This is a genomic window from Vibrio sp. ES.051 (genome assembly GCF_002563795.1).
In the GTDB taxonomy this organism is placed as follows: domain Bacteria; phylum Pseudomonadota; class Gammaproteobacteria; order Enterobacterales; family Vibrionaceae; genus Vibrio.
Map to the genome: position 1 here is coordinate 1,077,825 of NZ_PDJL01000004.1, position 13,292 is coordinate 1,091,116.

Sequence of the window (13,292 nt, forward strand, 5' to 3'; positions counted from 1 at the left end):
TCTTCAATCAGTCTAAACCAATAACGGGTACTATTTAGTGATAATTTGACAGGCCTCAAACAAAATGTTGTAAAAACTACAGAATTGGATGTGGAATCTAAGACTTGTTGCGTTAGTCGCACGATAATGATGTCTGAGTTACATCAAAAAGAAAAAAAATTTCAAATTGATGTAACTCATGTTTGTCATCGTGACGATGACAAAATATCGATGGCTATTTCTTGGATTTTAGCTATCAAATTTGGTGCTTGTTGAGCGATTTCGCGCTGCTCCTCAAGGACGACACTTAATATGTCTTTGGTGGTTAATGGATTGGCAAGTACGACGCGGAAAACGATCGTGTTCATGCGTTGCCATTGCACTGGGTTTAGTCTTGTGCGCGACACAAATGATTTACCCGTCTCACGTTGGCGTTTCTGAATAAACTGCGTTAACTGGTTAATGAGCTCGTTCAGTTTTTCTTTTTGTGTACCTTGCGCTTTTAGTAAAGCCTCACGGATGTTGGCTGGCAAGTAACGATAGGTGAGTAGACACAGTTCAGGCTCAGATACCAGTTCAAAATCATTTTGTTGCTTGATTAACTGAGCGAAGTAATGCGCCTTTTCAATGCTCTGGTCTATCAGTAATTCGTAGCCTGGTCGACTGATGATGTGCATCGCGGCATAAACTAACATTGCCATGCCGGATCGCGAGCCTTCTAGCGTGTGGCTACCTAAGTCTTTTGAACCCTTGCGCAAAATGTACTGAGCGTGGTGTTCGATGGACTTCATTGCGTCTGGCTCTTTAAACAGCACCATCCCAGCACCCATAGGAATATAGAGCTGCTTGTGTGCATCAATTGTCACCGAGTCTGCCATTTCAACACCGTTAAGAAGATGGCGGTGGTGATTAGACATTAATGTAGCACCACCCCAAGCGGCATCAACGTGGAAGTGACAGTGATGTTCTTGGCATATTGAAGCAATCTGTTGCAGAGGGTCGACGTTGCCCGTTTCTGTTGTGCCTGCAACGCCAATCACAGCGATGGGTTTGATGTTATGCTTTTGTAGTTCGACGATCTTTTGTTTAAGGTCATCAACAATAATACGGTTGTTGGCGTCTGTTTTTACCGCGACTAAGTCGTCTTGGCCTAAACCAAGCACATCAACCGCTTTCTTGAGCGAGTAGTGACCGCGCTCAGAAACTAGAACGGCTAAACCGTCATAGCCATAGTGTTTCATGGCTTTAAACAGGCCTTCTTTTTCTACGCCTTTAAACTCGCCATCGGCTTTTAAAGCTTTGTTACGTGCGACCCAAAGTGCCGTAATATTGGCAATTGTTCCACCAGAGCAAAAAGCACCGAGAGAGTGGTTCGCACTGTGCATCCATTCGCGATAAAACGTATCTTTTTGGCCATAAATTAAGCGATGTAGCATGCCTAGCACTTGGCGCTCAAGTGGTGTAAAAGCTTTAGACGTCTCAATCTTAACCAAGTTTTGGTTTAAGGCGATCATGATCTTAGACAGAGGCATCAAGAAGTAAGGCAGTGCCGACGTCATATGACCAATAAAGCTTGGTGCGGAGGTATGAACCGAGTGTGATACCAAAGTGTCTAGCAAATGCTCAGTATGGTCTGATACAAATTCAGGTTGCTCAGGAATCTGAGCAGAAGAAAAATCTTTTTCTATTTCACGTAAAGGCTTTTCTTCTGCCACGATGTGTTCACGAAGAAACTGATTTAGGTTTCGCGAGAGGCTCTCGTCAATTTTGGTTAACGTTGACTCTGGACCTTCTGGCACAGTGAAGATCTTTAACAAGCTCTCAAAGCTAACGTCAGCGGCTTTTTGTTCCTTAACCATAGCAAAGAATCTTTGTAGTTATTGTGGTAATGCGAGCGGCACAATCTAAACTAAAACGGGCGCAAAGTCCCGTTTTAATTGTTGAAACCCCATGTTACTGAAATGAAAAAATCAAAGTGAGGGTTATACCAATTGCAGTAAATAATGGTTTCTTCTAGTGTGTTAAAGCACTCGGCAACTGCGCTCTAATTCTGATTTAGAATCACTACTTATCGAAAAGCTTCGTTTTGCGTTCAAGTGCTTTCCCACACGATTGCAAAATAGGTGCTTTTATTGGTATCAGTTGCACATTTGCTTTTCAATCTTTTCAATGGACTGATTATATTTGCTGAGTGCAGAATCAATTTGCTGTGGATGACTAAGCAAATCAGCAAAAGCAGAACGAAGTTCGTAGTTTTTTGGGTGATTTGTTGACTGACGGTCATTGAAAGTTTGTTTTGCTACTTCACCCAACTCATCATTGCGGCTTGCCAGTTGCTTAACATCATGTTGCTCCAGATTTAACCAAGCTTCGATAGGCTTTTCTGTCGCGACACGGCTAGGATCGTTCTTTAGAAAATAGTGAACGGCTTCGCGATTGAGTTCAAAGTGGTGTTTACGGCCATCTAGGAACCATTGGCTAACTTCGTCTAGCTCTGGGTATTGAGTGACGGTTAAGTCAACAAGATCTTGATACCATTGTAATGAAGCATCGACATAGCCATCGTATTTGCTCGCGAGACACTGTTGATCTGCGGCAAAGGTAAAAGTTGAGCTGGTAGCGAGGAGCGCTGCAACGACAAAGCGTTTCATTCTTCTTCCTTCTGGTTTGTTATTCCTTCATTAACGTAAAGTGCATCAAGTGATACTCGACTCTGTCTAGTCGTAATAATTCATTGGGCTCAATGACAAAACAGGATGTAGAGTTTACTAATATATTGACCACTTTAAAGTTAACTGGGTATTTAAATTTTTGCGGTATTGTAATGGATGTTAAGGTTAAAACCTGAGATCTAGCTAGCAAGTGATACAAAGAAAAGCATCATAACTGGCACCAGTAAACTCAAAATAAAACCACTAACTATTGCGACCGGCACACAGCGTACGCCACCAGTAGTCTGAATCACTGGCAGAGTGAAGTCCATGGCGGTTGCGCCAGCATAACCTATTGAGGTACACGGATGGCTGCGGATAAACAGAGGGATAGCAACGAGCGCCACAAGCTCTCGCATTAACTCGATTAAGAAAGAGGCGCCGCCAAACACTGGGCCAAACGCGTCGCCCATCAAAATACCAGCTAACGAATACCAACCAAACCCCGAAGCCATCGCTAACGCTTGGTAAAGAGGGAGATCTAATATTATAGAGGCAATCAAGCCACCAAGCATACACGTCATTATGACGATAGCGGCAATGGCCATTCCTTGTTTGTTTAGCAATATCTGGCGCAGGGTAAGGCCGCTGTTGCGTAGTTGAATTCCAATAAAAAAGAGCAACAGAAACAGTATCCACTCACTTGCGGTATCCACCCAGCTTAAATCAATAGGTAAAAGTAACCCCGCCACTAAGCCAGCACTAACGACGACAATCAGCTTTACAGACTCCATTGCCATGGATGATAAAGGCAGTTTCTTTTGGTTCTGGTTAGTTTGAAGAGGAATAACTTTATCAATAATAGGCAACGCCAAAAGATTACAAACACTCAAGCATAAAAAGAAGGTGAAAGCATAAAGTAAAATACTCTGTAAGTTGCTACTTAAGTTGTCGAGCGCAGCCAGACTCAGCCCCATTAACGACAAAATGACGTAAATAAGGTAGGACGTGGACTGATTAATCTTTTCCAATAGTGAAGCGCGAGAAATAGGAATTAGATACCCAACTACAAGTGGGGAAAAAATGAATAGCATCCCTGAGAACATAAAACGCAATGATTCCTTTTTAGATAACTCCAACCAATAAGGAACTGACTGGTTATCGATCTGATTGGTAGAGTGAGGCACTTAACTACAGATAAAACGCTGCTCAGCCTTGAGCGAACCGTTTCCGTAAGTGACGTTTGATGAATATGAGTTATAAGCCACTAGCACTGAGCACAGTACTAATTTGATTATTGAAATCAGTATCACTCATATTACTAAATTCATACAAGACTTCAGCACCAGTTAAATTGAACTCAACTTCGTGTTCATCAATATGATCGTCATGATTACGGAACATCAATAAGTGATTGGCAATTCTTGCTATGTCTAGATAGCTGACTTCTGGGCGTGTTTGATCATACTTTTCGTTAGAAGAAACTTCTCTAAAGTCGTTATCAAACCCCCAACGTTCAAGTACCAATTTACTCGTCGTAGCGCAACGAGTTTGGAAAATTTGTAATGCAATCTCAGGAGCCAAGTAGTTGCCTCTATCTAAGTACAGGTGATACTCATTAATTAGACAAAACAGACCAATATCGGCCAATAGCCCAACGAGCAATGCTTTCTCTTGTTCTAAATGACTGTAAGTCTTAAGTTCATGTTTGCGGAACGCTTGCACCAGCAATACCATTACAGCACCGAGTTCTCGTGATACCGCCGCGCTTTTGACTAAGATTGCGTTGCATTCTTGAGTTAAGTTCACAGAGTGCTTGAGTTGTTCAATCGCTTGGGCGGTAACAATATCACGCACGCGAAGAATACCAAGACGAGACACTGCGGTGGTTAAGTCGTTGCAGGTAATATTTCTGCGATTGAAAACCACAGAGTTTGCGACTCGCAGAACAACTGCCGCTAAGCCGGGATCTTCTAACAAACAGTTGGCAACGTCTGAAACCGTCGTATTCTCTTTTAAACATAGTTGTTGAATTTTGAGCACGACATCAGGGATAGGGGGAAGAGCAATTTTACCCGTAGCAATGGACTGCTCAACTAATATAGCAAACTCGGATTCTAATGCTTTTATAAGCTTATCTTTATTATCAGGCAGCCAAAAAAATGATAAATGTTCCATTATAACGCTGTACTTGAGATCTTTCGCACAGTGTACCCTTACACTGTATTCTTTATCAATAAAATGCGCAGCTTGTACGCGTAAATGCCATAGCGATCATAATGATGCATGGTTTTCGGCAGAAAGTACGTCAAAAAATTATCATCTATTCAACATAATTGTGAAACCAATCACGTATGATTGGTTTATGCTTTTTTATATGTGACTCATGTCCTAACTTATTTTTCAGCGTTAAGTATGATTAAACAAGGTTGGTGAACACAACTCACAAAAATATCGCCAACAAATCGACATTTACAATTCGCTATGAGCTGCTGTTTATCTGGTGACATCGCTAATCGGGGTAATTTATTCAGATTAAAGAGGTCAATGGACATGACAGACCAAGCTTTTTTTAAATATGTACGCAATTTTAATGAGTATCAAAAACGTTCTATGTTTGGTGGTATCGGGTTATTTACCGATGATGCTATGTTTGCGCTTGTCAGCAATGCTTGTTGTTACTTGCGTGGTGGTAATGGACTGGACGAAACGTTTACTCAACTGAACTGTGAAAAATACAAACACGTTAAAAAACAGACGACGGCAACCGTAAATTATTACGATGTAACATATTTATTTGAGTCCGGATATGCAGGGCTGGATGAATTGGTACAAAAATCAATTGACTACTCAATCAAGGAGCGAAAATATCAAAAGTCCTCTGCCAGTAAACGGTTAAGAGATCTGCCAAATATGCAGCTCACACTTGAGCGGATGGTCAAGAAAGCAGGCGTTGATGACGTAGAAACATTTTTGGAACTTGGACCTGTTAAAGTCTTCAACAAAGTGAAAGTGGCTTACGGTAACAATGTTGACGTGAAGTTGCTTTGGAAGTTTGCTGGTGCCACTGACGGTGTGCACTGGAAGCTCATTCAAGAACCACGTAAAAAGCAGTTGCTTGCGCTCTGTGAATGAGCAGGCTAGGCGCATTATGATGGACTCGTTTTTATGAGGTCAGCGGGTCGTAAAAGCAAGCGTTGAGCGTTGAAAGCGGAAAAGGATGTTGATGTTTTTAACCACTTCATTGAGTTAATCATTACAATAAAAAACCGAGGTTAGAACCTCGGTTTTTTTATAAGTACTTGTTTAAAACTTAAAGCGCGTAGTGAACATCACTTGATCGCCGTAGAAATCGTTGATACGTGCTTCTGCGCCCAAAGAGAAAAGCTCTGTGGAGTGGAAACGTGCGTACGCAGCACCTGTCCAGTCATCATCGTTATCAATAGAAACGTAGCCAGCTTTGCCGCCGACCTCTAATTGAGGACCTAGCCATTGACGAACGCCTAAGTTCAGTTCCATACCTACATCTGCGCTGCTGTGGCTTGATGGTTGTACAACGCGCATCAGCATTTCGCCAGTGAGATCTGCCCAATTGTTCAGTGGAGAATGAAAGCCAAAACCTGCGGCTGAGTCAAAATCACTTTCAAATTCAGAGTCGATGCGAGCAATCACGTGGGCATTTGGGTGAATTGATTTGCTGAATCCAGCGCCAAATGTTACAGGACTTGCACCAATACGTGCTTCGAAATAGTCGTAGCTAAAGTTGCTCATAGTTGCAGGCGAATTGGGGTCGTTTGCCGCTAGGGCAGGGCTTGATGCCACGAGTACGGCAGCGGCTAATAGTGTTTTACGCATAACTAACGATAAACCTTATTCATTATTTCCACGGATTCAAGCAAATACTTGAACCATAATCTGATTTGTCCGACATCATAATAAAAAGGAAGGTCGACGACCAACAAAAATGTGTCGATGTTTTGTCAATTAACTTAATTGTTGCTTTGTCTAAGCAAAAACTATGCCATGTGTTCTTAACTAACTTGATAACTAGTTTATACCGTGAACCTTGATGAGAAGACTGTCTGTTGATGGGGAGTATCACTCACCAAAACTTGCTCTTCGCTCAGCCATGGCGTTAAGTATCGCTTCTGAATCAAGAGATTGAGTCCATGATAGTAAGTTATCGTCATTGTCTATTATGAAGGCAGTAAGCTGAGATATAATTGCTTTTCTCAACGCTTCACCGTTCCAAGGCTTCGCGATGTAATAGTCTAAGCTATCATGATTTACCGCTTCAACAGTATCTTCCAATCCAGCTTGCCCGGTTAGTAACAGTTTTCGTGCTGCTTTTGTGTCACCATTTTGACTGAGTTCAATTAAGAAGCTTATCCCAGTTTGTTCCGGCATGATGTGGTCACACAAAATAAGCGCAAGCTGAACCTCTTCTTCCGCCATGTCTTCGATAACTTGCCTTGCTTCAGTCACAGATTCCGCTCCCTCGACAATAAAGTGCTCTTCGAATGGCGCGAGGTCTTGAAGAACACTATCCAAGACTTCCCTTTCGTCATCAACACATAAAATTAGGTATTTCGTCATATTTAATCTCCTTCTTCGATGACGGGTAGCCAGACTGTCATACGTGTAAATGTGTTGAGTACCGACTCGACGTCAATCCATCCTTTATGAGCCGTGACGATTTGTTGGCAGATAGAAAGTCCGATACCCAAGCCAAAGTTACCTTCTCGTTTTGTCGTATAGTTGAGTTCAAAAATCGCCTCTCTTTGCGATTCCGGAATACCACACCCATTGTCCTCAAATGAGATAACCGCATAATTCTTGTTTGCTTTTTCAACTAAGCTTGTTTGTATTTTCAAGATCCCTTTGTCCGGAAAAGCGTCAATGGCATTGGAAACTAAATTCGTCCATACCTGTTGGAGCGCAATGGGTTGGCAAAGTATAGGTGGTAAATTTGCATAATTGGTTGAAACTTTATGCAGTTTCAATTTGTTTTCGAAGATCACTAACGTATCTTCAATCCCTTCATGAATATCGGCATAGTGGCAACGCTCATCGTCTGAACGAGCATAACCTTTAAGACTTTTGACCATATCAGCAATACGTGCCGCGCAAACATTAATCGAGCGAAGAGAAGCACCGACTTTGTGATATTGCTCAAGTGATGCAAGCGTGTGAGAAGGCGTGGTTTGTTTTTTAGCCAGCTGGCTGATTAATTCGTTGTCGGACTCTAACCCTAGGGTCACCACTTTTTTGGCTAAGGCTCTGTCAGGCAGATTATGACAAAGTGCCTTAACTCGAGATCTTAGCTCCGCGGTAGATGCAGGTTTCGCGGTTTGAGCGCTAGTCAGTAATTCCAAGCCTTTCATTTGAACAGAAGGGGAAGGCGTTTCGCTCAGTAATTGTTCAAGTGTATGGGTAAGGTTATCAACCCCTCTTAATATGGCTGCGATAGGATTATTGAGTTCATGAGCAACCCCTGCGACCAACTGACCTAACATCGCCATCTTCTCCCGCTCAATTAATTGTTGGTGGGCGGACTCTAACGATTCTAGCGTTTTTTGAAGTTGGAGCTTGGTATTGATGCTTCGTTGTAAGCGGCGATTGAAGTGGCGTAGCAGCAAGTTGGTAAAGAGAGGTAATAAATTTGAGTCACTCTGCATTACTTTTTGAAACACATTGCGGTCGAGTTTGATGACCTCCGTTCTTGTTAGTGTCAGGGCTGTTGAGAAAGAACTCTCACCAGTCACAAACGACATGCCGCCGACGATGTTTCCTTTGTTGTGGCGTACGACTTCTCGTTGCATACCTTGTTCATCTCTTTTATAGAGAGCAACTTCACCACTGGTAATAAACCACAAAAAGCTATTGGGTTTACCCTCTATGGTTAAGAAGTGTTCCGGAGAGTAAGTGCGACAAGCTCTTGTTTCGTCATTGTCTGTGAAAAACTGCTGTAAAGCAGAGATCACTTGTTCTGCAAGTTCGCTATCAGACATCGAATGATAGTCGTGTAAAAAACCAGCGTGGTAGCTGCTCATCTGGTTATCGATGTGAGCACGTAGCAGTTTATGATGATCCAAAACTTGACTATAACTGAGCAGGTCTTCTCTGCCATTGCGCAAAATAAACTGAGTCAGTTCTTTTTTCGCAGTATTGAACAGGACTTTATCTGGCAAAGGTTTCGTAAGGCAATGATCAAGTCGCCCTTCATTGACGGCTGTCAGAATGGCATCGATATCGGAGGAGCAACTAATGAGAATTTTTCTTGCTTGTTCGGTGTGAGGCGTTCGGTCTAAACCGATAAGAAAATCAACCCCGTTAAAATGGGTGTGGTGACTGGCTATAACTAAAGCGACAGTCTGTTCTCGTTGTTCTAAATACTCTAATGCGCTCTGCGCTTCTTCTATTGATTCGACAGAAAGAATATCAAACATACTTGAGAAAGCAGACAGCTCCAGCCGAAACTGTTCAGCACTGATTGGATTGTTGTCGAGGCACAACACAGCATAACGGTTCACAGATATTTAGCTCCGGTTAAAACTTTGCCACGCAAACTTTAACAATAAAAGCACACGATGAGTGGGAGCTGGGTATGATTCCTGATTAATGGACTAGAATAAGCATCAATAGTCTGATTTGTTTCAATGTTTTATCCATTGAAAGTTTGGGGTAGACTGACTGAAAATACCTAATAAGTGACGTTATGCAAAATCTTAAAAAAATCGGCGCCATTGGTGGTGCAATCGCGTTAGCGCTGTGTTGGCCGCTTGCTGTCGGTCAAATGGGTCAGTCCATCATCGAAGATCGTATCGCCGATATAAATGATGAAATGGTCAAAGGAGAAGTGGTTGAGTATCAACGAGGCTATCTGTCTTCTGTTGTTCTTACCCGGTATTCAGTTGTTGATCCAGAACTCAAACTACAGTTAGAACGTGATGGTATGCCGACGACGTTTGATGTGATCAGTGATGTCAACCATGGCGTAACCAGTCTAACCGCTGACTCAACGTTAGTGGATAACGACTTTTTGCCGTTGACGATGCACAGTCAAACTCAGCTTAACGGTAATACTGCATTCACGCTTAACTTAGATAGCTGGCATTATCGTAATGAAGCTCAAGGTGTTTCTGTTTCAACCAGCCCTGCAAAAGTGACCGGTGATGTGACCGTACTTGGTGATATCAATTACCAAGTGTCGGTTCCTTCTGTTCAAATGGCTTTTGAAAACGGTGAAGAGCTGCACCTAAATACATTGACAGGACAAGGTAAGGGTAAACAGGCCAAGGGTTACTGGTTAGGTGAACAAACCTTTTCTTTAGAGAAGCTGGATGTGGTGGACGCAAACTTGACACCTGTTTTTTTGATAGAGAATGCGAGTTATCGTGGTAACACGATGATGAATGAATCTGGCGACAAGTTGAATAGCCAATTGAACCTCAACGCCAAGAAAATACGTTTAACCGATGGTACGGATATTGATAAGTTTCAATTAGACTTCTCTATTGCCGATGTTGATAGCCAGTCCTTCGATCAAATCATGTCGATCTACCAAGGCTCTCCAATCCTAGATGAGCAAGATATTGCGAGCCTACTACCGCACGTTGATACCTTATTCAGCAAAGGGTTTAATTTATCCGTGAATGAGCTTTCGCTCGCGTTTGGTGAGGGGACGTTCCGCAACGAATGGAAATTATCAATCCCTCAAGGAACCGATAACATTACTCAAGATCCTATGAAACTGATGACAGTAACAACGGGCGAGCTAAATACTTACTTCTCAGATGAACTGGTCGATCAATATCCGTTTATTCAAGAAGGCATTGATGAGTTACTTATTATGGAGCTGATTGAAAAAATAGAGGGCGGCTATGAACTAAAAGCCAAGATCAGTGAAGGAAAGTTAAAGTTCGAAAATGGACATGAATTTCCTTTGGTGGCATTGCTAATGCCTGCCCTGATGTCACAACAATAGCTTAAGCATTGCTACGGATTCTATCCTATTTGGCGTTTAGCATTTAAAAAGAGGTCGTAAGACCTCTTTTCTTGTTTTTATCGATGTAAAAACATGATATTAATTTCTTAATATTTACATAGCAGGAGCAATGAGCATCATGGAACAAAATACGGACAACGTATTTAACTTCAGTGCAGGGCCAGCAGGTCTGCCTAAAGCAGTTATGCAGCAAGCACAACAGGAACTAATTGACTGGCAAGGTCTAGGAACTTCGGTCATGGAAATCAGTCACCGAAGCAAAGAGTTTCTTAAAGTAGCTGAGGAAGCGGAGCAAGATTTGCGTGATCTTCTCAATATTCCAGCTAACTATAAAGTGCTGTTCTGCCAAGGTGGTGCTCGTGCTCAGTTTGCTGCTGTTCCTCTAAACCTACTTGGTGATGCTGAGACAGCAACATACATCGACGGCGGTTATTGGGCTGAAAGTGCGGTAGCTGAAGCGAAGAAATACTGCAAACCAGACGTATTTGATGCTAAAACAAAAATCGACGGTAAAGTGGCCGTTCTTTCTTCCAGTGAGTGGAAGATTGCGCCTGATGCGGCGTACGTGCATTTTTGTCCAAATGAAACCATCGATGGTATCGAAATCAATGATCTACCCATCACTGACAAACCAATCGTTGCTGACATGTCTTCGACGATTCTTTCTCGCGAGATCGACGTATCGAAATACGGTGTGATTTACGCAGGTGCGCAGAAAAACATTGGTCCTTCCGGCATTGCAATCGCGATTGTTCGTGAGGATTTATTAGGGATGGCGAAGCAAGTTTTACCAAGCATTTTAGATTATACCGTGCTTGCAGAGAAAGAGTCGATGTTCAATACGCCACCGACTTTCGCATGGTACTTATCTGGCCTAGTGTTCAAATGGCTAAAAGCACAAGGTGGCGTTAAAAGTATTGAGAAGGTAAACCGAGAAAAAGCAAAACGGCTTTATGATTACATCGATCAGTCTGACTTCTACCGTAATGGTATTCATCCGGCGAACCGTTCTTTGATGAACGTGCCATTCCAACTTGCGAAGCCAGAACTGGATGCAACCTTCCTTGAACTAGCCGATGCCAAAGGGCTGAAATCGCTAAAAGGTCACCGAGCCGTCGGTGGTATGCGGGCTTCTATTTACAACGCAATGCCGCTAGAAGGCGTCCAAGCGTTAGTGGATTTTATGCAAGAGTTTGAGAAAAACTACGCGTAAAATCAAATTAATTCACTGTTATTTATCAAAGCGTCGCACTTGCGGCGCTTTTGTTTATCCAAATTAGCGTAAGATCGGGAAGGTAAAGTGATCAAGCAGAATATGGAAACGCTGACAAAGCAATTCCCACTCCTAGAACAACTTATCGAACTGAAAGAAGTTTGCTGGTTTAATCCTAATATCACGTCCTTGGTTGAGGCGCTGCCTTACGTGGGCTTAGGTGAGAAAGACATTCAAGCTGCGAGTGAGCGACTCACGCGTTTCGCTCCTTATTTAGAGAAAGCTTTTCCTGAAACGGCTAGATCGAATGGCATTATTGAATCACCGATGGTTGATATTGAAGCTATGAAAGCCCATTTGGAAAAGCAGTACGGCACACGAATTCTGGGGCGCTTGATGCTCAAGAAAGATAGCCACTTGCCAATTTCTGGTTCAATTAAAGCTCGTGGTGGCATTTACGAAGTGTTAGCCCATGCAGAAAAACTGGCATTTGACGCTGGATTGCTCTGCGAAAGCGATGATTACAGCAAACTGCTTGGTGAGGAGTTTCGTCAGTTTTTCCGACAATACAATATTGCCGTCGGTTCGACAGGGAATTTAGGCATGTCGATTGGCATCATGAGTGCAACGCTTGGTTTTTCAGTCTCGGTTCACATGTCTGCTGATGCGCGGGAGTGGAAGAAAAATAAACTCCGATCGCATGGCGTCAACGTGGTGGAGTACCAACAAGACTATGGTGTTGCCGTTGATCAAGGCCGTAAAGAAGCTGAGCAAGATCCTAACTGTTTTTTTATTGATGATGAAAACTCGCAGACGCTGTTTCTGGGTTATTCTGTTGCAGGTGAGCGTCTGAAGCAGCAGTTTGATGCTCTCGGCGTTGTGATTGATGAAAATCATCCGTTGTTTGTCTACTTACCTTGTGGAGTAGGCGGAGGACCAGGCGGCGTCGCATTTGGGCTTAAGATGGCTTTTGGCGACCATGTTCATTGTATATTTGCCGAGCCAACGCACTCTCCGTGCATGCTGCTGGGCGTGCATACCGGCTTGCATGACGAGATTGCGGTACAAGATTTGGGTATCGACAACATGACCGCTGCAGATGGCCTAGCTGTCGGGCGAGCTTCTGGCTTTGTCGGTAGAGCGATGGAAAGGCTAATTGATGGTTATTACACCATCACCGATGAACGTATGTATCGTCATTTGGGAGAATTGAGCGAGTTAGAAGAGATCCGCTTAGAGCCTTCAGCATTAGCAGGCATGATTGGTGCGGTGCATGTATCGAATGGCCGAGAGTATCAGGCTCGCATGGCGATCACGGAAGGTACATTGAAGAATGCAATACACTTAGTTTGGGCGACTGGCGGAGGCATGGTGCCAGACGCTGAAATGGCGGCTTATTTAGCGAAGTCTGGCCGTTAAGTCAGCCGTACTTGTTCAACCA

11 protein-coding genes are annotated in these 13,292 nt (G+C 43.1%); 4 read left to right on the forward strand and 7 right to left on the reverse strand.

What is annotated here, in order from left to right; translation table 11 throughout:
• Window positions 1-185 precede the first annotated feature (185 nt).
• The 4 genes from panP to ATG66_RS11445 all read right to left on the reverse strand — a co-directional run bounded on the left by panP (window position 186) and on the right by ATG66_RS11445 (window position 4,808).
• The gene (panP, locus tag ATG66_RS11430) at window positions 186-1,838 is read right to left on the reverse strand and encodes a pyridoxal-dependent aspartate 1-decarboxylase PanP (protein ID WP_098415416.1); all 1,653 of its coding nucleotides are present in this window, start codon (window positions 1,836-1,838) and stop codon (window positions 186-188) included.
• A 279-nt stretch (window positions 1,839-2,117) separates the two neighbouring features.
• Window positions 2,118-2,630 carry a hypothetical protein gene (locus tag ATG66_RS11435; RefSeq protein ID WP_098415417.1) on the reverse strand — a complete coding sequence of 171 codons (513 nt, stop codon included), beginning with the start codon at window positions 2,628-2,630 and terminating at the stop codon, window positions 2,118-2,120.
• Between the two features lie 200 nt (window positions 2,631-2,830).
• Window positions 2,831-3,736, reverse strand: a complete 906-nt coding sequence (locus ATG66_RS11440) for a lysine exporter LysO family protein (RefSeq protein ID WP_098415418.1) — start codon at window positions 3,734-3,736, stop codon at window positions 2,831-2,833.
• Window positions 3,737-3,887: 151 nt separating this feature from the next.
• A complete protein-coding gene (locus tag ATG66_RS11445) occupies window positions 3,888-4,808 on the reverse strand; it encodes an HDOD domain-containing protein (protein ID WP_098415419.1) in 921 nt (306 codons plus the stop codon).
• Window positions 4,809-5,177: 369 nt separating this feature from the next.
• On the opposite strand from ATG66_RS11445, the gene ATG66_RS11455 reads away from it, so the two are divergent.
• Window positions 5,178-5,765, forward strand: a complete 588-nt coding sequence (locus ATG66_RS11455; RefSeq protein WP_098415421.1) for a TfoX/Sxy family DNA transformation protein — start codon at window positions 5,178-5,180, stop codon at window positions 5,763-5,765.
• Between the two features lie 171 nt (window positions 5,766-5,936).
• On the opposite strand, the gene ATG66_RS11460 is transcribed toward ATG66_RS11455, so the two are convergent.
• The 3 genes from ATG66_RS11460 to ATG66_RS11470 form a co-directional block, all read right to left on the reverse strand.
• Window positions 5,937-6,485: a hypothetical protein gene (locus ATG66_RS11460; RefSeq protein ID WP_098415422.1), complete on the reverse strand. Its 549-nt coding sequence runs from the start codon at window positions 6,483-6,485 to the stop codon at window positions 5,937-5,939.
• Window positions 6,486-6,728: 243 nt separating this feature from the next.
• Window positions 6,729-7,226 (reverse strand): response regulator, encoded by a 498-nt coding sequence (locus tag ATG66_RS11465; protein ID WP_098415423.1) that lies wholly within the window; start codon window positions 7,224-7,226, stop codon window positions 6,729-6,731.
• A gap of 2 nt (window positions 7,227-7,228) precedes the next feature.
• Entirely contained in the window at window positions 7,229-9,163 is a 1,935-nt protein-coding gene (locus ATG66_RS11470; RefSeq protein ID WP_098415424.1) for an ATP-binding protein, read from the reverse strand.
• A 185-nt stretch (window positions 9,164-9,348) separates the two neighbouring features.
• On the opposite strand from ATG66_RS11470, the gene ATG66_RS11475 reads away from it, so the two are divergent.
• From ATG66_RS11475 to ATG66_RS11485, 3 genes are all read left to right on the forward strand, one after another.
• Window positions 9,349-10,617 carry a DUF945 family protein gene (locus ATG66_RS11475; protein WP_098415425.1) on the forward strand — a complete coding sequence of 423 codons (1,269 nt, stop codon included), beginning with the start codon at window positions 9,349-9,351 and terminating at the stop codon, window positions 10,615-10,617.
• 139 nt (window positions 10,618-10,756) lie between these two features.
• Window positions 10,757-11,851: a 3-phosphoserine/phosphohydroxythreonine transaminase gene (gene serC / locus ATG66_RS11480; protein WP_179885643.1), complete on the forward strand. Its 1,095-nt coding sequence runs from the start codon at window positions 10,757-10,759 to the stop codon at window positions 11,849-11,851.
• A gap of 102 nt (window positions 11,852-11,953) precedes the next feature.
• Window positions 11,954-13,270 carry a D-serine ammonia-lyase gene (locus tag ATG66_RS11485; protein ID WP_179885683.1) on the forward strand — a complete coding sequence of 439 codons (1,317 nt, stop codon included), beginning with the start codon at window positions 11,954-11,956 and terminating at the stop codon, window positions 13,268-13,270.
• The last annotated feature ends 22 nt before the right edge of the window (window positions 13,271-13,292 follow it).